The sequence below is a fragment of the Synechococcus sp. CBW1002 genome, assembly GCF_015840915.1.
Lineage (GTDB): Bacteria > Cyanobacteriota > Cyanobacteriia > PCC-6307 > Cyanobiaceae > CBW1002.
In genome coordinates this window covers 2,277,252-2,298,167 of the sequence record NZ_CP060398.1, presented here as the reverse complement: position 1 = coordinate 2,298,167, position 20,916 = coordinate 2,277,252, and the positions used below count along the sequence as shown (strand labels likewise).

The window sequence follows — 20,916 nt, the reverse complement described above, 5'->3', positions numbered from 1 at the left end:
ACCTCAGACCTCGGGATCGGGAACGGGCGGGAGTTCCTCCTCCTCCTCCTCAGGCGCCGGCGGTACCAGCACCACCTCGCTGAGGCGGTCGCCGGAATCCAGCTTCTGAAGTCGCACCCCTGTGGCGGCGCGCGATTGCTGCGGCACCGCATCGGCCTGCATCCGCACGATCACGCCGCGCTCGCTCACCAGCAGCAATTCCTCGCCGCTGCCCACGACCTTGAGGCCCACCAGCACGTCGCCATCGCGGCGGAACTTCATGGTGCGCAGGCCCATGCCGGCCCGTTTCTGGAGTCGGAACTGATCGACCGGCACCCGCTTGCCCAGCCCACTGGCTGACGCGACCAGCACCCAGGGCCCTTCGGACGGGGCGAGTTCTTGGCCATCGGCTTCGCTATCACCATCGTCCTCGCTGATGGCACTGCGGGCGACCCGATCGGCCAGCTCCACGGGCAGCACATCCATGCTCACCAACCGATCACCGGCGCGCAGATTCATGGCCCGCACACCCCTGGCCGTGCGTCCCAGCGGCCGCAGTTCCTCATCGAGGAGACGGAAGTGGATGGTCATGCCCTGGCGTGAGCCGATCAGCACACTGTCGCCGGGCAGGGCGAGCCGCACCCAGGTGAGGGCATCGCCATCTTCCAGGGAGATGGCGATCAGACCATTGGAGCGGATATTGGCGAAGGCCGACAGATTGGTGCGCTTGATGTAGCCGCCGCTGGTCAACATCAGCAGCTGCATGCTGTCGTCGAAGTCGCTCACGGCCAGCAGGGAGGTGAGGGCCTCCTCACGCGGAATCGGCAGCAACTGCACCACCGGTGTTCCCTTGGCGGCACGGCTGCAGAGCGGCACGCGGTAGGCGGGGATGGAATACACCACACCGCGATCGCTGAACAGCAGCAAGGCATCGTGATCGTTGCAGCTGATGAACAGCTTCACCGCCTCTTCGCCCTGGCTCTTGGTGCCCGCCTTGCCGCGGGTGCCGCGGCTGGTGGCCTCGAACTCACTCACCGGCATCCGCTTGAGGTAGCCGTTCTCGGTGAGCAACACCACGGAGCGCTCGTTGGCGATCAGGTCGATGTCTTCGAGGCCACCTTCGAGATCGAGGATCTCGGTGCGGCGGGGCGAGCCGTAACGGGTGCGGATCGCCTGCAGTTCCTCCTCGATCAGGCCCAGGACCCGCTCCCGCCTGGCCAGGATGTCCTTGTAGTCGGTGATCTTGGCGAGCAGATCCTCGTGCTCCAGCCTGATCTTGTCGGCCTCCAGGGCGGTGAGGCGCCGCAGCTGCATCTGCAGGATCGCGTCGGCCTGGATCTCGGTCAGGCCGAACTGCTCGGTCAGCGCGATGCGGGCGGTGGCGGTGTCGGCCGCGCTGCGGATCAGGGCGATGATCGCGTCGAGATTGTCAAGCGCGATCAGCAGGCCGAGCAGGATGTGATCGCGCTCCTCGGCCTTGCGCAGCAGGTAGCGCGTGCGTCGCTCGATCGTCTCGATGCGGAACTCAAGGAACACCTGCAGCATCTTGCGCAGGGTGAGCAGCACCGGTTCGCCCTTGACCAGCGCCAGCATATAGGCGCTGAAATTATTCTGGAGCGGTGTGAGCTTGAACAGATTATTCAGCACCACCTGAGGATAAGCATCACGCCGCAGTTCAATCACGATCCGCATACCATCGCGATCCGATTCGTCGCGGATGTCGGCGATGCCCTCCAGCTTCTTGTCGTTCACCATTTCGGCGATCCGCTCGATCAGCGCCGCCTTGTTGGTCTGATACGGAAGCTCGGTGATGATCACCGCATCGCGGTCCGGACGGCCCTTGGCCTCCACGGTCTCGATCATCGCCACACCGCGCATCGTCACCGAGCCGCGGCCGGTGGTGTACATCTCGCGGATGCCCCGGCGGCCGAGGATCTGGCCGCCGGTGGGGAAGTCCGGCCCGGGAACCAGGGCCAGCAGCTGACGATCGTCGAGCTCGGGATCGGCGATCAGGGCCAGCAGGCCATCAATCAGTTCGGTGAGGTTGTGGGGCGGAATGTTGGTGGCCATCCCCACGGCGATGCCGGTGGAGCCATTCAGCAGCAGCTGGGGGATGCGCGCCGGCATCACCGTCGGTTCCTGCTGACTGCCGTCGAAGTTGTCGACGAAATCGACCGTTTCGCTCTCGATGTCTTCGAGCAGGCTGTCGGTGGTGAGGGCCTGGAGGCGCGATTCGGTATAGCGCATCGCCGCCGGCGGATCGTTGTCCACCGACCCGAAGTTGCCATGCCCATCGATCAGGGGCATGCGCATCGAGAAGTCCTGGGCCATCCGCACCAGGGCGTCGTAGACCGCTGTGTCGCCGTGGGGGTGGTACTTACCCAGCACCTCGCCCACCACCCGGGCGCATTTGCGGTAGGGCCGGTCGCTGGTGAGACCCAGCTCGTACATCGCGTAGAGGATGCGGCGATGCACCGGCTTCAGGCCATCGCGGGCATCGGGCAGGGCCCGGCCCACGATCACGCTCATCGCATACTCCAGATAGGAGCGCGACATCTCGTTGCGAAGGTCGGCCTGGATGATCCGCCCGTCGGATTCCCCGGGGCCTGTGGGTCCGGGCCCGCTTGGATCCGCCATGCACGACCGTCTCTAGAAGACGGCAGTTTATCGAAGCCCCATGAGCCGAGCGGTTCGCACTGAGGTCGATCTGCAGCGGCGGCAGCGGCAGGGCACGTTGCGGGTCTGCACGGCCGCCGTTTTCCGGCAGCGGGTGGCGGAGCTGGGGCTGGAGCAGGCCTACGCCGCAACCGATGTGGTGGTGGCCGCCGACGCCAGCTTCATCGATCAGGGGTGCCTGTTGCTCGGCCTGGGCCCCACCGATCCCCCGATCCGGATCCGGGAGGCGCAGGTGGATGGGGTGGCGGCCCTGGCCGGAGCCGGGCCGGGCGAGCTGCTGCTGCCGATCGCCGCTGGGGGCGCCCAGGTGCTGGCGAACCTGCTGGCCGGTCAGCGGGTGAGTCTGGCGGCCACCGGCGAGGCCACGCCTCTGCAGCCCCGTCCGGAACTGCATACCAGCCTTGACCTTGATCGCATCGGCGTGGCTCGCCTCAGCCTGCATCGCGCCATCAGCGAGAACGGCGTGGTGGCCGTGAGCAGCGCCGAAGGGCTGATCCGCTCCCCCTACGGCCCCCTGCTGGGTCCCTTCGGCAACGCGTTGTTCAGCTGCGGCGGTGCCGGCAGCATCGGCCTGACGATGCCGGGCCTGGCCGGATTGGGGCCGGGGTCACCGGTACTGGTGGCTGGTGGGTTGGGCGTGGTGGTGGGGGCGGGCAGCGGCCATCAGCCCCGGCCACGACGCCAGGCCAGCGGCCATGCCCGCACGCCCGGCGCCGTGGCGGCGGTGAGCGTGGACCTGGCCGATCTTGATCTGCGCTGGCTGCGGGCCAGCCATTTCGAGGGGCAGGGCAGTGCCCTGCTGGTGGCGCTGGCGGCACCGGTCCCCCTGCTCAGCGAGGCCGTCGCCCGCCGCGCCGCCGCGCCCCATGAACAGTTGGAGGCACCGGTGCTGGACCTGTCGATCCCGCGGCGGATCAAGCCCAGCTTCGGCGGGGTGCCCTATGCCCAGCTGCTGGCGGGTCGGGTGCAGGTCAGTGGCCGATCGCTGCGCTGCGCTCCGGCCCACAGCATCCGCCTGGCGGCCGAGATCGCCGAGGAGCTGGTGCAACGCCTGCAGGAGGGACGTTTCCCCCTGAGACTGCCCCTGCAGCCCCTGACGGAGAGAGCAGCCCTGCTTCCCCTTGATCCCTGAAGGGTGTCCCATGACGCCGGGAGACCACGCCTGCCTCAAGCCAGAGGACCGCTGAAGCCTGTGGCCTGAAGGCCCTCGTGGAACGCCTGAGAGTTCATCTCCAGGGATCTCCATCTCAAGGCCTCCCGCCTGGAACGCATGGAAAGGTCGCCGTAAGCTCCGCTCCAGCCCTGCCTGGACCCATGGTCGACAGTTCCAGCCCGATGCCGTCCGCCGAGGATGCCGGCCTGCCCACCCCCCCGGCTCCTGCCGTGGAGGCTGCGCAGGCCCCGGAAGTCACCACACCGGCAACGGACAGTGACTCGCCGCTGGCCGCCACCTTGACGGTGCCTCCTCTGGAGGGTGATGCCGGGGAGGGTGGCGAATGGCAGTTGCTGGTTTCGAAGCTGCAGGACTGGTTCGCCAGTGGCGCCGTGCAGGAGCTCTGGCAGCAGCTGCGCTCCCCGCTGATCGCACTGGCGGTGCTGATCGGAGTGGTGATGCTCCTGAAGGTTTACGCCGGCGTGATCGGGGCGATGCAGAGCCTTCCCCTGCTGCCCGGGCTGCTGGAGCTGGTGGGGGTGATCTGGCTCAGCCGCTTCGCTGTGACCAAGCTGGTTTACAGCAAGGATCGTGAGGCCCTGCTGCAGGACTGGAGCAGGCGCTGGGAATCCTTTCGCGGCAGGGGCTGAGTCGGCGCCGTGATGTGACGGCTTGTTGATAGTTTGTCTCGATTGCGTCAGTCTCCGGTGAACATCCAGCTCGGTCGATCCCGCACCGTCCGCCGTGCCTACGGCATCGATGAGATCGCCCTGGTGCCCGGTGGCCGCACTGTCGATCCGGCGGTGACCGACAGCAGCTGGACCCTGGGTGGCATCGATCGGGAGATCCCGATCATCGCCAGCGCCATGGATGGGGTGGTGGACGTGGATATGGCCGTGGAGCTCACCAGGCAAGGGGCCCTGGGGGTACTGAACCTGGAGGGGGTGCAGTGCCGCTACGACGACCCCAACCCCGTGCTGGATCGCATCGCCGCCGTGGGCAAGGACGACTTCGTGCCGCTGATGCAGGAGCTCTACAGCCAGCCGGTCCGGGAGGATCTGATTCGCCAGCGGATCGCTGAGATCAAGGCCAAGGGTGGCATTGCCGCGGTGAGCGCCACCCCCGTGGCTGCCCTGAAGTTCGGCAAGGCGATCGCCGAGGCCGGTGCGGACCTGTTCTTCGTCCAGGCCACGGTGGTGAGCACCGAGCACATCGGCCCTGAAGGCCAGGAAACCCTGGATCTGGCCACCCTCTGCCGCGACTTCGGCGTGCCGGTGGTGATCGGCAACTGCGTCACCTACGAGGTGGCCCTGCAGCTGATGCGTGCCGGCGCCGCCGGCGTGATGGTGGGAATCGGCCCCGGTGCCGCCTGCACCTCGCGCGGCGTGCTGGGTATCGGCATCCCCCAGGCCACCGCAGTGGCCGACTGCGCAGCCGCCCGCGACGACTATCAGAAAGAGAGCGGCCGTTACGTACCGATCGTGGCGGATGGTGGCATCGTCACCGGCGGCGACATCTGCAAGTGTCTGGCCTGCGGCGCCGACGCCGTGATGATCGGCTCGCCGATCGCCCGTGCCGCCGAAGCCCCGGGTCGCGGCTTCCACTGGGGTATGGCCACCCCCAGCCCCGTGCTGCCCAGGGGCACCCGCATCAAGGTGGGCACCACCGGCAGCCTCGAGAAGATCCTGCGTGGCCCCGCTGGCCTCGATGACGGCACCCAGAATCTGCTGGGCTGCATCCGCACCTCCATGGGCACCCTGGGAGCCCGCACCATCCAGGACATGCAGCAGGTGGAGGTGGTGGTCGCTCCGTCGCTGCTCACCGAAGGGAAGGTGTATCAGAAGGCCCAGCAGTTGGGCATGGGCAAGTGATTCCGGGCCTGTCGCAAGCTGAGATTCAGTTCGGGCGCCGGCGAGACGGGCGTTAATCTCAAGGCGTGGGGGCTACGGCTCGCACACTCCTCACACCCCCCGGCCCGGCGCGTCCGGGCTTTTTGTCTTCCTGGCCCCTGGATCGTGTCCCATCAAGCCGTGCAACGCTTCGACGGGAGCTGTCTGGAGGATTCAGGGGCCGTTGCTAGATTCGAATCACCCTGATCCCAGTAAAGGATGTCCAGCGCTGCAGCCGTCACCGACGCCTCCTTTGAGCAAGACGTGCTCAAGAGCGACGTGCCTGTGCTGGTGGATTTCTGGGCTCCCTGGTGCGGCCCCTGCCGGATGGTGGCGCCGATCGTCGATGAAATTGCCAAGGAATTCGAGGGCAAGATCAAGGTGTTCAAGCTCAACACCGACGAGAACCCCAATGTCGCCAGTCAGTACGGCATCCGTTCCATCCCAACCCTGATGGTGTTCAAGGGCGGCAACAAGGTTGACACCGTCGTTGGAGCCGTTCCCAAGACCACCCTTTCCGGAACGATTTCCAAGTACCTCTGACTCCCTCTCTTTCCGCCCTCGACGGCTTTGGTCAGAGCCCCCTGCAGGTGCTGGGCAACCTGCTCCAGGGGCATCCACAACGCCGTCAGATCGAACGCACCATCGTCACGCTGCTGGAGATCGCCCGCAGCAGTGACGACACCAGTGAATGGCGCCTGATCAACGGCGCCATGGCGGATATCCGTGATGGACTTGCGGTGTTCCAGCCCCACCGCCAGACCCGCAAGGTGACGGTGTTCGGCTCGGCCCGCACGTCCCCCGAGGATCCCTCCTACCAGCTGGCCATGGAGCTGGCTGCGGCAGCGGTGGCCCAGGGCTTCGAGGTGATGACCGGAGCCGGTGGCGGCGTCATGGAGGCGGCCAACCAGGGAGCCGGTTGTGAGAACAGCATCGGCCTCAACGTGGATCTGCCGTTTGAACAGCACGCCAACCGCTATGTGAGTGGCTGCGACGGGCGGCTGCTTCACTTTCGCTACTTTTTCACCCGCAAACTGTTCTTCCTGCGGGAAAGTGATGCCTTGGTGGTGATGCCGGGCGGGTTCGGCACCTTCGATGAGCTGTTCGAGTCCCTGACCCTGATTCAGACCGGTCGCACTCCGCCGATCCCTCTGGTTCTGCTGGCGCCGGACGGGGACCGCTTCTGGGAGGTGTGGCAGGACGACATCCGCCGCAGCCTGGTGGATCGTGGCCTCATCTCACCGGAAGACACCTCGCTGCTGCGGGAAGCGCGCACGGCCCACGAGGCGATCGCCCAGATCTGCCGGTTTTACCGCGTTTATCACGGCACCAATCTGGGCGAAGACCGCCTCGAACTGCTGATGCACGTTCCCGTCCCGATCGCGCTGCTGGCCGAGCTCAACCGCGAGTTCGAGCAGCTGGTGAAGGAGGGCACCATCAGTGCCGGTGAAAGCTGCGATGAGAACGGCATCCTGCGGCCCTGCCTCCGCTTCCAGCTCGACAAGCGCCGCATCGGCCAGCTGTATCAGCTGATCGACCGGCTCAACGGGCTCGATCTGGCCCCCTGCCCTGCCCTGGAGCAGCCCGGTGTGCGTCTGGTGGAGGCGACCCTGTGATCCGGCTCGGCCTGCTCGACTACGGCATGGGCAACCTCCACTCGGTGCAGCGGGCCTTCGAGCGTCTCGGCGCTGCGGTGGTGCCGATCCACACCGCCGCTCAGATCGAGGGTGTGCAGGCCCTGGTGCTGCCGGGAGTGGGGGCGTTTGATCCAGCCATGGACCGCCTGGAGCAGTCGGGCTTGATCCCGGCGATTGCCGCATGGTGTGGAGCTGGTCGGCCCCTGCTCGGCATCTGCCTGGGGCTGCAGCTTCTCTTCGAGGCCAGCGACGAAGGCCAACGCCCCGGGCTGGGATTGCTGGCCGGGCGTGTCAGCGCTCTGCCTCGGCTGCCGGGTCATCCGATCCCGCACATGGGATGGGCACCGTTGCTGCCAGCCCAGGCCAGTGCGCTGCTCCCCGATGGGCTACCGCCGCAGTGGGTCTATTTCGTGCACTCCTACGCCGCCGAACCGCTGGACCCGGCCTGCATCACCGCCCAGGTGGATTTCGGTGGAGTGCCGCTCACCGCGGCGGTCTGGCAGGAGCGGATCGCGGCCTGTCAGTTCCATCCAGAAAAATCGGGCCCGGTGGGCGAGGCGATGCTGCGCCGCTGGCTGGAGTGGCTCGCCCAGCTGCCAGCCTGAGAGGAGCCTCGTGAGCCTGCGTCTCAGCGGTGGCCGCACCTTGCTCAGCCCGCCGGGCCATGGGGCCCGCCCCACCCCGGCCCGGGTGCGCGAAGCGGTCATGAACATGCTGTGCCGCGATCTGCCGGATGCGACCTGGCTGGATCTGTTCAGCGGCAGCGGTGCCATGGGCTGTGAAGCCCTGCAGCGTGGAGCCGCCGTGGTGGTGGCAGTGGACAAGGATCGCCGCCATGCCGCCATCAGCCGCAGCAACCTCGAAGCTGTGGCCGGTGTGACGGCTGCCACCCGCTGGACCCCCGAACGGACCACGGTTTCAGATCCCTGCCTGACGGAGTCTCCGTTGACGAGCCCTTCGTTGACAGTGCCGAAGCTGACGGTGATCTGCCAGGAGGTGATCGGCTGGCTCAAGCGAGAGCAGGCCGGTACTGGTTTTGATCTGATCTACGCCGATCCTCCCTACCAGGCTGGGCTTTACCCGGCGATTGCGGCGGCTCTGCTGGACGGAACGTGGCTCGCACCGGGTGGAACGCTGATCTGGGAGTGCGCCAGCAACGCCCGGCCCGAGCTGCCAGCGGGATGGCGCTGCCGCGACGAGCGGCGCTATGGCAGCACCACGATTCAGCTGCTGGAGGTCAACAGACCGGTTTCAGCCGCCGAGGGCACTGCCGCGGCGGTACTGGTTCCAGGCAGCCACGAACAGCCCCACCAGGGTCACGGGGATCAGACCCAGCACGATGCCGCAGAGCAGGGGTTCGATCATGGGGAAACGCCGTGACGGGAAGCACGGCACAATTCTTCCATGCGCCGGTCGGCACTGCGTGCCTTTTCTCCATCCGTGACAGCTCCTCCCTCCCCCGCGCTGAGCAGCCCAGACGGTCTCTCCGGGATCGCGCCGCCCGGACATGACGAGAGTTCAGGAGGACGGAGACGTGGCCTGGTCGCGGCCCTGGTGGCGGTGGCTGCCGTCGCCTGCATCCTGCTGGTGCTGGTGGTGCTGCCGGTGGCACGGATGGATCCCTACACCCGCCAGACGATCGACCTCACCGGCTCGGCCGGTAACGGCGGGCGACTGTTTCGACTCAACTGTGCTGGCTGCCACGGCCTGGCGGCCCAGGGACTGGTGGGCCCGAATCTGCATGGCGTCGATCGCCGCAAGAGCGATCGCCAGCTGATCGAGCAGGTGGTGAGTGGCCGTACCCCGCCGATGCCGCGCTTCCAGCCCGATCCCCAGGCCATGGCTGATCTGCTCGCGTTCCTCCACACCCTGCCTTGATCCCTTGAGCCCCGACCGGCCGCCCATCGTCGTGGTGCTGGTGGAGCCGGCAGGCCCTCTCAACGTCGGCAGCGTCGCCCGCCTGTGCGCCAACTTCGGGGTGGACCGCCTGCGCTTGGTGGCTCCCCGCTGCGACCCCCTCGGCGAGGAAGCGGTGCGGATGGCGGTGCATGGCCGCTCCCTGCTGGAGGGGGCCAGCCGCTACAGCTGTTTGGCCGAGGCCCTGGCCGACTGCCGGCGGGTGGTGGCCACCAGCGGCCGGCTCGACGCGCCACCCCTGCCGCTGTTGCCTCCAGGCGAGGCCCTGCGCTGGCTGCTGGGGGGCTCAGCAGCGTCGGGGCCGACCGCACCCTCCTCGGCCCAGGCGGCGATGGCGGCACCCCTGGCCCTGGTCTTCGGTCGTGAGGATCGGGGCCTCAGCAACGACGAGTTGCTGCAGGCCGGCCGGCTGCTGCAGATCGGCACGGGCGCCGCCTACGCCTCGCTCAACCTGTCCCATGCCGTGGCGGTGGTGTTGCACGAGCTGCACGGCCTGCGCAGCGCGGGGGGACCAACGTCCTCTCCTCCCGGCACCGTCGGGGCGGAGGATCCCGGTGATCCCGCCACCCGGGCAGCCCTGGAGGCCAGCCTGGAGGATGCCGAGGAGCTGCTCCTGGAGGTGGGGTTTCTCTATCCGCACACCGCCCATGCCCGCATGGCCAAAGTGCGGGCCCTGCTGCAGCGCGCCCAGATCGACGAGGGCGAGGTGGCCCTGCTGCGCGGCATGGTGCGACAGCTGCGCTGGGCGAGTCGGCGGGGAAGCCCTTAGCGTCAGCCCAGCCATTGCTGTTCTCCGTGAGTGCCGGCCGTCCGCCTCGATCCAGCACCAACCGCTGGGGGCAACCCCTGAAGCTGGTTCTGCGGCTGCTGGTGCTGGGGGTGGGCCTGGGGGTGATCACTGGCACCACCTTGAAACTGCTGGCCCCCCGCCTGGCCGATGGCGCCATCCAGAAGCCTCTGGCCGATGCGAAGGTGGCCGAGAACGGCATCAAGAGCCTGCCGCTCGGCAGCTTCGAACCGCGCCAGGAGCTCACCGCCCTCAGCCAGAAATGGAGCCAGCAGGCTGCCGTCCACAAGGACCTCAAGGTCAGCGGTTTTCTGTTGGTGCTTGACGACGGCCGCTTCGCCCAACTTCAGCCTGACCTCCCCTTGCCGGCGGCCAGCTCGATCAAGACCCCGATCCTGTTGGTGGGACTCGAGGATTACGACCACGGCAAATTCCGCTGGAACGACCCACTGCCCCTCACCAAGGAGGTGGTGGGCGGCGGAGCCGGCTGGATGGCAAGCCGGCCCGTGGGTACCCGCTTCCCCTTCTACGAGGCGGCCACCGAAATGATCCGTGTGAGCGACAACAGCGCCACCAATCTGCTGATCAAGCGGGTGGGTGGCAAAACGGTGCTCAATGCCCGCTTCCAGCAACTGGGGCTGCCGGCCACGGTGGTGAACAACTGGCTGCCGGATCTGAACGGCACCAACACCACCAGTGCCCGGGATCTGGCCAAGTCGATCGCCCTGGTGGACACAGGCCAGAAGCTGAGCCAGCGTGCCCGCGACCTCTTCCGGGAGGTGATGGGAACGTCTCGCACCAACACCCTGATCCCTCTCGGACTGCTCCAGGGGCTGGGCAAGGATGCCGCCGATCCCGACAGCGAGCTGCTGAGCTTTGGGATCACCGTCTACAACAAGACCGGCGACATCGGCATCGCCTATGCCGATGCGGCCCTGATCCAGTTGCCCACCGGACAGCGGGCGGTGGCGGCCTTCATGGTGAAAGGTCCGTTCAATGATCCCCGCTCCACTGATCTGATCCGTGCCATGGCCGGTGCTGTGGCCCAGACCCTCGTCGGTCGCCGATGAGTGGTTCCCCTCCTCCCCAGAACGCGCCCTTGGGCGCCCTGTCTTTGCTCCGACTGCCGATGCTGCGCCCGCCGATGACGCGTCCTTCCCTTGCCCGCCCGCAACCTGATTGCCATCCGCCGACCCGCCAAAAGCCGGCCTTCCTCAAGCCTGTTGTCCAGTGCCTTCGCGTCCTGAGAGCGCCTCTGCTGGGACTGCTGGTGCTGAGCGGGAGCGCAGCCCTGCCCCTGGCGGCGCAGCCCAAGGCGGAGTCCAGTGCCGATGCCAAGCCGGCGGAGCCGCCGCCGCCCCAACTACGGCGCCAGAGCGTGCGGCCCCTCCCCGGCGGGCTCGATGCCGTGCCAATGATCAACGACAACAACCCCGAACTGATCCGTGGACCGGGGATCCTGCTGTCCACCTTCGCGCCGGCAGGACGGGGCGTACCGCAGGCCCACCTCAACCTGCCCCTGAACGGCCGCTTCGACCTGTTCAGCCACCACGTCTATGCCGGCAAGCCGGAGAGCCTCGATTCCACCCTGTGGCTGGCCGTGGTGGCCGCACCCCGCGGCAACCACCCGGTGACCCTGCGGCTGCTCAGTGGCTCCACGGCCCTGTCCCAGTCGCTTGATCCGGCCCAGCCCTCCGCCCCCTTCCTGCCCCTGCCGGAGTTGTTGCAACAGGGCTCAACGCCGGTCTTCTCCGGCCCAGGCAGCCGGGTGGCCACCGAGCTTCTGCAGCGTTACCGCAGTCCCCTGTTCCCGGAGCGCTGGACCCTGGCGCCCGGCAGCCTCACCACCTTGATGGTGCTGGAGATCCCCGTGCGTGGCCTCGACCCGCTGCTGAACGGCCGCAACCTGCAGTTGCGCCTTCAGAGCGATGGACCGGTGGATGTGGCCACCCTGGCCACCTTCGGCGATCTCGACACCCCGCCAGGCAGCGAAAGCTGGCAGGCCCTGCTCGAGGGCCCACTCAGCCCTCGCGAGCACACCCCTACCCCCCGCGGCCATAAGGGCGGAATCATCTATTCGCGCGTCAGCGGCGTACAGACCGGCAGCACCTGGCGTGGCCAGATCAGTGATCCCGGCAGCCCTTATCTCTCAGTGCGTCAGGCGCCGATCTCCTGGCCAATTGCCTCCCTGGAGCGGGGCAGCCTCGGCACGGGCCAGGTGCAGACGGCGGAACTGGCGGGCTTCTACCCCGGCACCGCCTGGGCGGCCCATGGGAACTACGGGGTTGAATACGACCTCAGCCTGCCGTTACGAAACGACACGGCCAAGCCGGTCCAGTTGCAACTGGCCCTGGAATCGCCGATCAAGGCGGACCAGGCCCAGGGTGGCCTCCGCTTCAATTCAGTGCTTCCGAGGGCCGTGATGTTCCGCGGCACGGTGGAGGTGCGGGGCCTGGACGATGCGGCCGGCAAGCCCGCCGGTCGGCGAAGCTTTCATCTGGTGCAGCGGGCCGGCCAGGCCGGCCCGGCTCTCGGGCGCATCAGCCTGGCGCCTGGCCAGGTGCGGCAGCTCCAGGTGCGGCTGATCTACCCCGCCGATGCCACGCCGCCGCAGGTGCTCAGCCTGCTGCCGGTCGAGCCTGACCCCCGGAGCCTGTGAAACAATCCGCTCCAATCGGCCCTTGCGGGCCCCGTCCCTCCACCGTGCAGGCAATCTCGTGAGTCAAGTCCGGAAGCGCCGGGTCTTCCCCTTCACCGCCATCGTGGGGCAGGAGGAGATGAAGTTGGCCCTGCTGCTCAACGTGATCGATCCCCGCATCGGCGGGGTGATGATCATGGGCGACCGGGGTACGGGGAAGAGCACCACGATCCGGGCCCTGGCCGACCTGCTGCCCGAAATCGACGTGGTGGCGGGCGACCCCTACAACAGCTCTCCCTTCGACCCCGACCTGCAGAGCGCCGAAGTGCGTCAGCGGGCTGAGCAGGGCGAAACCCTCCCCACCGAAGCCCGCCAGGTGCCGATGGTGGACCTGCCCCTGGGCGCCACCGAAGACCGTCTCTGCGGCACGATCGACATCGAGAAGGCCCTCAGCGAGGGGGTGCGCGCCTTTGAGCCGGGGCTGCTGGCCAAGGCCAACCGCGGTCTGCTCTACGTGGATGAGGTGAACCTGCTCGACGACCATCTGGTCGACGTGTTGCTGGATTCGGCCGCTTCGGGCTGGAACACCGTGGAGCGGGAGGGGGTGAGCGTGCGCCACCCGGCCCGTTTCGTGCTGATCGGTTCGGGGAACCCCGAGGAGGGCGAACTGCGGCCCCAGCTGCTGGATCGCTTCGGCATGAGCGTGGAGGTGCGCACCGTGCGTGATCCCGAGCTGCGGGTGCAGGTGGTGGATCAGCGCACCGCCTTTGATGACGACCCCGATGGCTTCAACACCGCTGTGCAGACCACCCAGGAGGCCCTGCAGGCGAGGGTGGTGGAGGCCCAGCAGCGCCTCGGATCGGTGGTGATCGACGATGACCTGCGCATCCGGATTTCGGGAGTGTGCGGCGAGCTCGACGTCGACGGTCTGCGCGGCGACATCGTCACCAACCGGGCGGCCCGGGCCCTGGCCGCCTTCGAGGGGCGCACCGAGGTGAGCGAAGACGATGTGGCCAGGGTGGTGGCCTGCTGCCTGCGCCACCGCCTGCGCAAGGACCCGCTGGAGCAGATCGATTCCGGTGATCGGGTGGTGAAGGTGTTCTGCAAGGTGTTTGAACGGCCTGTGAGCACCGATCGGCGCGACTTCGAGCTGGCGCTGGCCGGCTGACGGCCTGCCGGCATGCGCATCCTTGGTATCGACCCCGGCCTGGCCCGTGTGGGCTACGGCGTGATCGACACCAGTGGCGGTCTGCAGCGCATGCTCGACTGCGGCATCATCCGCACCGATCCGGGCCGCAGCGAGGGGGATCGGATGGTGGAGATCGCCCGGGATCTCAGGCTGCTGATCCGCACCTGGCGGCCCCAGCTGGCGGCGGTGGAGAAGTTCTTCTTCTACCGCTCCAGCACCACGATCTCGGTGGTGCAGGCGCGCGGTGTGCTGATGATGACCCTGGCCCGCTTCAAGGTGCCGGTCGTGGAATTCCCTCCCATGCAGATCAAGCTCGCCCTGGCTGGCTCGGGCCATGCCGAGAAGCAGGAGGTGCTGGAGGCGGTGATGCGGGAATTGCAGCTGGAGATCCCGCCGCGGCCGGACGACGCCGCCGATGCCCTGGCTGTTGCCCTGACGGGCTGGTTCCAACGCTGAGATGGCGGACCCGCTAGACGCCTGCCCCAGCACCAAGGTGCAGCTGCGCACCCACTGGCGGACCCGACGGCGCGCCCTGCTGCCAGCTGCCGCAGCCGGCCTGGCTGCCATGGCCCGGCGCCACCTGCCGGCCCTAGTGCCGCCGCAACGGAGCGTCGGCCTCTACTGGCCCCTGGCTGGCGAGGCGGATCTGCGCGGGCTGGCCGACCTTTGGCCCGGTCGCATCGCCCTGCCCTGGGCCCCGGCGGCCACGGCCTCCGAGCGGCAAGTCCTTGATTACCGCGCCTGGCAGCCTGGGGAGCCGCTGCGGCCTGACGGCTGCGGCATCCCGGCGCCCTCGGATCCGCAGGCAACGCTGGATCCGGCGGAGCTGGCGCTGCTGCTGGTGCCGGCCCTGGCGGTGGATCGCCGCGGCCTTCGCCTCGGCTATGGCGGTGGTTGGTACGACCGCCTGCGGATCCTGCCCGCCTGGGGGGATGTGCCGGCGCTGGTGGTGCTGCCCCAGGGTTGTGTGGTGGAGGCGCTGCCGGCCGATCCCTGGGACGTGCCCTTCCAGGGCTGGCTGAGCGAAACCGGGCTGGTGCTGGTGCCCAAGCCCTGACCCTCAGGGTTCACCCCTCAGCCCCCACAATCATTGCAACCTTGTAACTCCTGGGCGCCAGGCCGCTGAGGACGCCGTGAATTTGGCAGGATCAGAATCTCGAAGTTCTGGTCGAGCCGGTTCTGATGCGTTCTCCCGCCCTCTCCGCCCTGACCGATTCCGCCCCCGAGCGTGTGCTCGCCTCAGAGCTCCAGGCCCGCGGACAGGCTGGTGGGTCATCCAGCGATGCCCTCTCGCTGATGGTGAGTTCGATGGTGAGGATGGTGCAGGCCGGAAAAAGCAGCGATAGTCGCTGGAAAGCGTCCTGAGGTTCCCCATGCGTCTCCGTGCCGTCGCGGTTCTGGTTCCGGCAGTGGCCGGAATCCTGCTCAACCCCTGTGCCGCCAGGGCCCATGCCGTGGAGAGCAGTCTGGAGCGCCTCAGCAGCCTCAACGACGACATGATGTTGCAGAGCCACTTTTCCAGTGGAGCGCCCGTCGCCGAAGCCCTGGTGCGGCTGATGCCACCCGGTGGCGGTGATCCGATTCTGGTGGGCCGTACCGACACCCAGGGCAAGCTGCGTTTCCAGCTGCCCGCGTCGATGGCCAACGCCGAAGATTGGGAAGTGCAGGTGGATGGGGGATCCGGCCATCGCGACTACATCGAACTGCCTGCCAAGGGCGACAACCAGGTTCGTCAGGTCACCAGCCCCCTCGGGATCGACGCCGCCTGGCAGCAGGAGCTCCGTTCTCCCGGCGTGCCACTGATCACCATTGGCCTCGCCTCGCTTGGAGGCCTCCTCTCGGCCGGGACCCTGGTGCGCCTTGCCCGGCTGGGCAGCCGCCGCCAGGGCTGAGCCGATGGCCAGCGGAAGTCCCTCCCTCGACCGCATCGTCGAGAAGCTCGGCAGCACCGCCGAGCCCAGACGCCGTTACGAATACGTGCTCTGGCTGGCCAAGAAGCTGGCGCCGTTGCCCGATCAGTTCCGGCAGGACGCCTACAAGGTGAAGGGCTGTGTGTCTCAGGTGTTCGTGGTGGGGGAGCTGGTCGATGGAACGCTGCACTGGCAGGGTGATTCCGACGCCCAGATCACCAAGGGCCTGCTGGCCCTGTTGATTGAGGGTCTTGAAGGGCTGACGCCGGCTGAGGCCGCTGCGGTGGATCCCGCCTTCATCGCCGCCACCGGGCTGCAGGCGAGCCTGACCCCATCTCGGGCCAACGGGTTTCTCAACATCCTGCGGATGATGCAGTCCCAGGCCGTGAGGCTGGGCCAGCCTGCTGCACAAGACGAGGCCGGTGCTCAGGGCGAAGATCCGGCGCTGGGCAACGCTCCGGCCCTGGGCAACGGTTGAATTCAGAGCGGATTTCTAGGATCAGTGGTTTGAGGGGCGTCAGCGACATGACCATCGGCATCGGCTTGCTCGGTCTGGGGACGGTGGGAGCCGGTGTCGCCGCGATTCTCAGCAGCCCCGAAGGCCGCCATCCCCTCGTGGGCCAGCTGGCCCTGCGTCGTGTGGCGGTGCGGGATCTGAGCCGGCCTCGCCCCGTGGACCTGGCCCCGGAGGTACTCACCACAAGCCCGGAAGCGGTGGTGGACGATCCGGCGGTGGACATCGTGGTGGAGGTGATGGGAGGGCTGGAGCCCGCCCGCTCCCTGATCCTGCGGGCCATCGCTGCCGGTAAGTCTGTGGTGACCGCCAACAAGGCCGTGATCGCCCGCTATGGCGAGGAGATCGCCGCTGCCGCCGCCGCACGGGGCGTCTACGTACTGATCGAGGCGGCTGTCGGAGGCGGCATTCCGATCATCGAGCCGCTGAAGCAGTCGCTGGGCGGCAACCGCCTGCAACGGGTCAGCGGCATCATCAACGGCACCACCAACTACATCCTGTCCAGGATGGCTGAGGAGGGGGCCGCCTATGACGCCGTGCTCGCCGATGCCCAGCGCCTGGGCTATGCCGAAGCTGATCCCGCCGCCGATGTGCAAGGCGGCGACGCGGCCGACAAGATCGCCATCCTCACCGGGCTCGCCTACGGCGGCAGCGTGCCCAGGGCCTCGATCCCCACGGAGGGGATTGACCGGCTCGACTCCCGCGACGTGGCCTACGCCGCCCAGCTGGGCTTCGTGGTGAAGCTGCTGGCCGTCGCCCAGCACCTCGGCACCGCAGACGATGGCACCGAGCTGCTGGACGTGCGGGTCCATCCCACCCTGCTGCCCAGACAGCACCCTCTTGCAGGCGTGCATGGCGTCAACAACGCCATTCTGGTGGAAGGCGATCCGGTGGGCCAGGTGATGTTCTATGGCCCAGGCGCCGGTGCCGGGCCCACCGCCTCGGCCGTGGTGGCCGACATCCTCAACATCGCCGGCATTCGCCAGGTAGGTGGTGCGCCGGGCCAGCTCGATCCCCTGCTGGCAGCCGGCAGCTGGCGCCGCTGCCGGTTGGTGGACGGATCCCGCACGCGGCATCGCAACTATGTGAGACTCCAGACCCGCGATCAGGCCGGTGTGATCGGCAGGATCGGCACCTGCTTCGGCGATGCGGGGGTCTCCCTGCAGTCGATCGTGCAATTCGAAGGGCAGAACGGCGCCGCTGAAATCGTGGCGATCACCCACGAAGTGCTGGAGCAGCATTTCCGTACTGCCCTCGATGCGATCGAAGCGCTGGCCGAAGTGGAGGCGGTGGCTGCCTGCCTGCGCACCCTCTGACCCCCCTGGCGAAGCACCCCGTCGATGCGGCAGAGTGACGGCCAAACACTGAAGCAATCCTGAAGAAAAGAGGCACCACCCAGCCTCAGGCAACGCCCCTCAGCCCCCGAGTCCAGGTCGCCATCCCCTCACCGACCGGCTACCCAGTAGCCGAGCGCACAACCCCGCCCCGCCGCCATCGGAAGGGTGGGGGAACCGCCGGACATCCGGGAGCGTTGTTTCTTTCCTCCCCCGACCATGACCTTCACGTCCACCCCCCCGCATCAGGGCGATTGCATCCGGATCTGCGGCGATGACCAGCAGCTGTATCAGGTGATCGGCGTTGATCAGGCCGGGAACCGCTGCTGGCTGCGCCGCTGGCCCCTGGCCCGCCATGGCTGCCCGGTTTTTGAGTTGCCTCTTCAGCAGCTCCAGCCCGGCTGCGTCACGCCAGCCCCTCATCGTCCCCAGCCTTTCGCGTCCCGTTCCTGAGACCCGCCCTGCCGGATTGTCTCTCTGCAGATGGTCAAGCCATCGTTGAAGGCGACAGAGTCCTGCCCATCACAGGCGGTCCGTTGGCCTTGAATGGCCCCACTCGAGCGGTGACCTTGTCCCCAGCTCTGTCTGATTCCGTCTTCGCCTCTGCTCTGTCGGCACCGGACCTCCCCATTTCCAGAGTCCTGGCCCCTCTCCGCTGCCTCCGCTCACGCCCGGGATCTCTGCTGCCGCCGCTGGCCCTGGCGCTGCTGTTGCCCCTGTTGGCGGCCTGCCAGCCGCAGCGTTCGCCCACCCGTCTGGTGGTGGCGACCAAGAGCCGCATCGATTCCGTTGATCCTGCCAAGGCCTCCCGGATCGGGGCGATGCAGGTGCTCAGTGCCCTGGGGGACCCCCTCTACGCCGTCACCACCGATGGCCGCCTCGAACCCCGGCTGGCCACGGCCCTGCCCACGATCAGCAGCGATGGCCTGAGGGCCCGCATCCCGTTGCGCCGGGGCGTGCTGTTCCACGACGGAACCCCGTTCGATGCCGCCGCGCTGGTGTTTTCGCTGAAGCGCTTCATGGCGATCGGCACCCTCGGCTATCAGCTGAGTGATCGGGTCAAGGAGGTGCGGACCAGCGGCAGCCACGAGGTTGAACTGGAACTGCATCAACCCTTCAGCCCCCTGCCGCGGTTGCTGTCGGCCATTGTTCTGACGCCGATCTCCCCCACCGCCTATCGCAACCATCTGGACCAGCCGCTGAACGAGCGCTTCGTCGGTACGGGGCCGTACAAGCTCACCTTCTTCGGCGGCCAGCAGGTGCGGCTCACCCCCTGGAGGCGCTACTGGGGCCCAAAACCTGCCAACGACGGCATGGATCTGGTCACCCTGAGCAATTCCACCGCCCTGTTCGGGGCGCTGCGCAGCGGCGAAGTCGACGTTCTGCTCTCCAGCGGCCTGGAGATCGACCACGAACAGGCCCTGCGGCGCGATGCCCTGGCCGGTCGGCTGCATGAGGCCCGCGGCCCGGCACTCTCGATCGGCTTCCTCTCGCTGCTCACCGACCAGCCGCCCCTGGACAATCCCACCCTGCGCCAGGCCATCGCCCACAGCCTGGACCGGCAGACGATCAGCCGCCGGGTGAGCCTGGGGATGCGTCCGCCGCTGCGCCAGTTGGTGCCCCCCAGCCTGCCGGGTTCCGATCCCAGTGCCTGGCCCGCCTACAACCCCGCCGAGGCGCGTCGCCTGTATCGCGCGGCTGGATACTGCGACGGCAAACGCTTCAGCCTGCCGCTCACCTTCCGCTCCGACATCCCCAGTGACCGACTGTTCGCCCTCACCTGGCAGGCCCAGATGCGGCGCGACCTGGGCGATTGCGTGACCCTGGAGGTGAGCGGCATGGAATCCACCACCGCCTACGACCAGCTCGCCAATGGAGCCCTGGTGCTGTTCTTCTACGACTGGATCGGCGATTATCCCGACGCCGAGAATTTTCTCGCCCCCCTGCTGAGCTGTCAGGAGCCCCAGGGCAACCGCTGCGCCAAGGGCAACAGTGCCCTGAGCGGCTCCTTCTGGACCGCCCCTGGCCTGGATCGGGAACTGGTGCTCAGCAGCCAGGTGGAAGGCCCTGAGCGGATTGGCCTGTTGCGCGCCATCCAGCGGCGCACAGCCGCCGCAGTGCCCTATCTGCCGGTGTGGCTGATGGAGGAGGGCGCCTGGAGCGGCGCCCAGGTGAGCCCACCCCTCTTTGATGGATCCGGGCGGGTGCGGCTGGAGGCGCTGCATCGACTGGGTCCCGGAACGGCATCCGGTTCTGGAGGGGAGGCCGGCCGATGAGTCGCCGCAACGAGCTGCTGCGTTATCTGGGGGCCCGCCTGGCCCTGGCGCCCCTGATGCTCTGGCTGATCGCCAGCCTGGTGTTTCTGTTGCTGCGGGTGGCGCCCGGTGATCCGATCGATGCCCTGCTGGGCCCCAAAGCACCCGCCGCGGTTCGAGAGGCCCTGCGCCAGCAGCTGGGCCTCGATCAGCCTCTGACGGTGCAATACGGCCATTTCATCGCCAATCTCCTGCACGGTGACCTGGGGGTCTCCCAGGCAAGCCAGGAGCCGGTGGCGGCGATCATTCGTCAGAGCCTGCCGGCCAGCCTTGAGCTGGGGGTCACGGCCCTGCTGCTGGCGGCGATGGTGGGTCTGGCCGTGGGCTTCAGCGGCATCGCCCGGCCGGAGGGAAAACTCGACCTGGCCGGACGCCTCTATGGCATCGGCACCTACGCCCTGCCGCCGTTCTGGGCGGCGATGCTGGTGCAACTGGTGTTTGCCGTCTGGCTGGGCTGGTTGCCGGTGGGCGGCCGTTTCCCTCCGTCCCTGCTGCCCCCCACCGGCACCGGCTTCTACCTGTTCGACAGCTTCAGGGCGGGCAACTGGAGCCAGCTGCAGGGCACGGTGCGCCATCTGGCGTTGCCTGCCGCCACCCTCGGCCTGCTGCTCAGCGGCATCTTCGACAACGCCCTGCGCCTCAACCTCCGCCGCGCCCTCGACTCCGACTACGTGGAGGCGGCCCGCAGCCGCGGCCTGGGGGAGGCGCGGGTGGTGCTGCGCCATGCCCTGCCCAATGCCCTGCTGCCGGTGCTCACCATCACCGGCATCACGGTGGCTTCCCTGATCGGCGGGGCCCTGCTGATCGAGGTCACCTTCTCCTGGCCCGGCATCGCCTTCCGGCTTCAGGAGGCGATCAGCCAGCGGGACTATCCCGTGGTTCAGGGGATCGTGGTGGTGGTGGCGGCGCTGGTGGTGATGGTCACGGTGCTGGTGGATCTGCTGGTGGCCCTGCTGGATCCCCGCATCCGCTTCTGAT

General features: G+C 67.9%; 21 protein-coding genes and 1 pseudogene. 20 read left to right on the top strand and 2 right to left on the bottom strand.

Annotation, left to right across the window (positions count from 1 at the left end):
- Nucleotides 1–3: 3 nt before the first annotated feature.
- Nucleotides 4–2,616, bottom strand: a complete 2,613-nt coding sequence (gyrA, locus tag H8F24_RS11210) for a DNA gyrase subunit A (RefSeq protein WP_197169698.1) — start codon at nucleotides 2,614–2,616, stop codon at nucleotides 4–6.
- Nucleotides 2,617–2,656: 40 nt separating this feature from the next.
- Here gyrA and H8F24_RS11205 point away from each other — a divergent pair, with 40 nt between their 5' ends.
- The 7 genes and pseudogenes from H8F24_RS11205 to H8F24_RS11175 all read left to right on the top strand — a co-directional run.
- Complete coding sequence (locus H8F24_RS11205) at nucleotides 2,657–3,787, top strand: homocysteine biosynthesis protein (RefSeq protein ID WP_197153942.1); 1,131 nt, start codon at nucleotides 2,657–2,659, stop codon at nucleotides 3,785–3,787.
- A gap of 182 nt (nucleotides 3,788–3,969) precedes the next feature.
- The gene (locus tag H8F24_RS11200; RefSeq protein ID WP_197169697.1) at nucleotides 3,970–4,458 is read left to right on the top strand and encodes a CAAD domain-containing protein; all 489 of its coding nucleotides are present in this window, start codon (nucleotides 3,970–3,972) and stop codon (nucleotides 4,456–4,458) included.
- 57 nt (nucleotides 4,459–4,515) lie between these two features.
- Complete coding sequence (locus H8F24_RS11195) at nucleotides 4,516–5,679, top strand: GuaB3 family IMP dehydrogenase-related protein (protein ID WP_197159145.1); 1,164 nt, start codon at nucleotides 4,516–4,518, stop codon at nucleotides 5,677–5,679.
- Nucleotides 5,680–5,916: 237 nt separating this feature from the next.
- The gene (trxA, locus tag H8F24_RS11190) at nucleotides 5,917–6,240 is read left to right on the top strand and encodes a thioredoxin (RefSeq protein ID WP_197153940.1); all 324 of its coding nucleotides are present in this window, start codon (nucleotides 5,917–5,919) and stop codon (nucleotides 6,238–6,240) included.
- 47 nt (nucleotides 6,241–6,287) lie between these two features.
- Nucleotides 6,288–7,313, top strand: a complete 1,026-nt coding sequence (locus H8F24_RS11185) for a TIGR00730 family Rossman fold protein (protein ID WP_231597763.1) — start codon at nucleotides 6,288–6,290, stop codon at nucleotides 7,311–7,313.
- Between the two features lie 26 nt (nucleotides 7,314–7,339).
- Complete coding sequence (gene hisH / locus H8F24_RS11180) at nucleotides 7,340–7,939, top strand: imidazole glycerol phosphate synthase subunit HisH (RefSeq protein WP_370594704.1); 600 nt, start codon at nucleotides 7,340–7,342, stop codon at nucleotides 7,937–7,939.
- Between the two features lie 10 nt (nucleotides 7,940–7,949).
- Nucleotides 7,950–8,504, top strand: a pseudogene (locus H8F24_RS11175) (RsmD family RNA methyltransferase); the annotation flags it as partial.
- Nucleotides 8,505–8,585: 81 nt separating this feature from the next.
- Here the strand turns inward: H8F24_RS11175 and petG are convergent.
- Nucleotides 8,586–8,699 carry a cytochrome b6-f complex subunit V gene (gene petG, locus H8F24_RS11170; protein WP_015110794.1) on the bottom strand — a complete coding sequence of 38 codons (114 nt, stop codon included), beginning with the start codon at nucleotides 8,697–8,699 and terminating at the stop codon, nucleotides 8,586–8,588.
- Between the two features lie 75 nt (nucleotides 8,700–8,774).
- Here petG and H8F24_RS11165 point away from each other — a divergent pair, with 75 nt between their 5' ends.
- The 13 genes from H8F24_RS11165 to H8F24_RS11105 all read left to right on the top strand — a co-directional run bounded on the left by H8F24_RS11165 (nucleotide 8,775) and on the right by H8F24_RS11105 (nucleotide 20,915).
- The gene (locus H8F24_RS11165) at nucleotides 8,775–9,212 is read left to right on the top strand and encodes a cytochrome c (protein ID WP_231597762.1); all 438 of its coding nucleotides are present in this window, start codon (nucleotides 8,775–8,777) and stop codon (nucleotides 9,210–9,212) included.
- 4 nt (nucleotides 9,213–9,216) lie between these two features.
- Complete coding sequence (locus H8F24_RS11160) at nucleotides 9,217–10,020, top strand: RNA methyltransferase (RefSeq protein ID WP_231597761.1); 804 nt, start codon at nucleotides 9,217–9,219, stop codon at nucleotides 10,018–10,020.
- A gap of 26 nt (nucleotides 10,021–10,046) precedes the next feature.
- A complete protein-coding gene (locus H8F24_RS11155) occupies nucleotides 10,047–11,108 on the top strand; it encodes a serine hydrolase (RefSeq protein ID WP_231597760.1) in 1,062 nt (353 codons plus the stop codon).
- A 200-nt stretch (nucleotides 11,109–11,308) separates the two neighbouring features.
- A complete protein-coding gene (locus H8F24_RS11150; RefSeq protein ID WP_370594746.1) occupies nucleotides 11,309–12,697 on the top strand; it encodes a DUF3370 domain-containing protein in 1,389 nt (462 codons plus the stop codon).
- A gap of 58 nt (nucleotides 12,698–12,755) precedes the next feature.
- A complete protein-coding gene (gene bchI / locus H8F24_RS11145) occupies nucleotides 12,756–13,844 on the top strand; it encodes a magnesium chelatase ATPase subunit I (RefSeq protein ID WP_197169694.1) in 1,089 nt (362 codons plus the stop codon).
- Nucleotides 13,845–13,856: 12 nt separating this feature from the next.
- Nucleotides 13,857–14,321 carry a crossover junction endodeoxyribonuclease RuvC gene (gene ruvC, locus H8F24_RS11140; RefSeq protein WP_197153935.1) on the top strand — a complete coding sequence of 155 codons (465 nt, stop codon included), beginning with the start codon at nucleotides 13,857–13,859 and terminating at the stop codon, nucleotides 14,319–14,321.
- A gap of 1 nt (nucleotide 14,322) precedes the next feature.
- Entirely contained in the window at nucleotides 14,323–14,922 is a 600-nt protein-coding gene (locus tag H8F24_RS11135) for a 5-formyltetrahydrofolate cyclo-ligase (RefSeq protein ID WP_197153934.1), read from the top strand.
- Between the two features lie 316 nt (nucleotides 14,923–15,238).
- Complete coding sequence (locus H8F24_RS11130) at nucleotides 15,239–15,757, top strand: hypothetical protein (protein WP_197153932.1); 519 nt, start codon at nucleotides 15,239–15,241, stop codon at nucleotides 15,755–15,757.
- 4 nt (nucleotides 15,758–15,761) lie between these two features.
- Entirely contained in the window at nucleotides 15,762–16,253 is a 492-nt protein-coding gene (locus H8F24_RS11125) for a SufE family protein (protein ID WP_197153931.1), read from the top strand.
- A 47-nt stretch (nucleotides 16,254–16,300) separates the two neighbouring features.
- Nucleotides 16,301–17,605, top strand: coding sequence for a homoserine dehydrogenase (locus tag H8F24_RS11120; protein ID WP_197169693.1), 1,305 nt, complete (start codon nucleotides 16,301–16,303; stop codon nucleotides 17,603–17,605).
- 237 nt (nucleotides 17,606–17,842) lie between these two features.
- Complete coding sequence (locus H8F24_RS11115; RefSeq protein ID WP_197153929.1) at nucleotides 17,843–18,076, top strand: hypothetical protein; 234 nt, start codon at nucleotides 17,843–17,845, stop codon at nucleotides 18,074–18,076.
- Between the two features lie 116 nt (nucleotides 18,077–18,192).
- Nucleotides 18,193–19,899, top strand: coding sequence for an ABC transporter substrate-binding protein (locus tag H8F24_RS11110; protein WP_370594745.1), 1,707 nt, complete (start codon nucleotides 18,193–18,195; stop codon nucleotides 19,897–19,899).
- Nucleotides 19,896–20,915, top strand: coding sequence for an ABC transporter permease (locus tag H8F24_RS11105; RefSeq protein WP_197153928.1), 1,020 nt, complete (start codon nucleotides 19,896–19,898; stop codon nucleotides 20,913–20,915). Before H8F24_RS11110 ends, H8F24_RS11105 begins: the two co-directional genes overlap by 4 nt.
- Nucleotide 20,916 lies beyond the last annotated feature (1 nt).

What these genes read in the sequence shown, in the direction of transcription:
- gyrA (WP_197169698.1), bottom strand. Translation starts at nt 2,616, where the DNA reads ATGGCGGATCCAAGCGGGCCCGGACCCACAGGCCCCGGGGAATCCGAC.
- H8F24_RS11205 (WP_197153942.1), top strand. Translation starts at nt 2,657, where the DNA reads ATGAGCCGAGCGGTTCGCACTGAGGTCGATCTGCAGCGGCGGCAGCGG.
- H8F24_RS11200 (WP_197169697.1), top strand. Translation starts at nt 3,970, where the DNA reads ATGGTCGACAGTTCCAGCCCGATGCCGTCCGCCGAGGATGCCGGCCTG.
- trxA (WP_197153940.1), top strand. Translation starts at nt 5,917, where the DNA reads ATGTCCAGCGCTGCAGCCGTCACCGACGCCTCCTTTGAGCAAGACGTG.
- hisH (WP_370594704.1), top strand. Translation starts at nt 7,340, where the DNA reads ATGGGCAACCTCCACTCGGTGCAGCGGGCCTTCGAGCGTCTCGGCGCT.
- petG (WP_015110794.1), bottom strand. Translation starts at nt 8,699, where the DNA reads ATGATCGAACCCCTGCTCTGCGGCATCGTGCTGGGTCTGATCCCCGTG.
- ruvC (WP_197153935.1), top strand. Translation starts at nt 13,857, where the DNA reads ATGCGCATCCTTGGTATCGACCCCGGCCTGGCCCGTGTGGGCTACGGC.
- H8F24_RS11135 (WP_197153934.1), top strand. Translation starts at nt 14,323, where the DNA reads ATGGCGGACCCGCTAGACGCCTGCCCCAGCACCAAGGTGCAGCTGCGC.
- H8F24_RS11130 (WP_197153932.1), top strand. Translation starts at nt 15,239, where the DNA reads ATGCGTCTCCGTGCCGTCGCGGTTCTGGTTCCGGCAGTGGCCGGAATC.
- H8F24_RS11125 (WP_197153931.1), top strand. Translation starts at nt 15,762, where the DNA reads ATGGCCAGCGGAAGTCCCTCCCTCGACCGCATCGTCGAGAAGCTCGGC.
- H8F24_RS11120 (WP_197169693.1), top strand. Translation starts at nt 16,301, where the DNA reads ATGACCATCGGCATCGGCTTGCTCGGTCTGGGGACGGTGGGAGCCGGT.
- H8F24_RS11115 (WP_197153929.1), top strand. Translation starts at nt 17,843, where the DNA reads ATGACCTTCACGTCCACCCCCCCGCATCAGGGCGATTGCATCCGGATC.
- H8F24_RS11105 (WP_197153928.1), top strand. Translation starts at nt 19,896, where the DNA reads ATGAGTCGCCGCAACGAGCTGCTGCGTTATCTGGGGGCCCGCCTGGCC.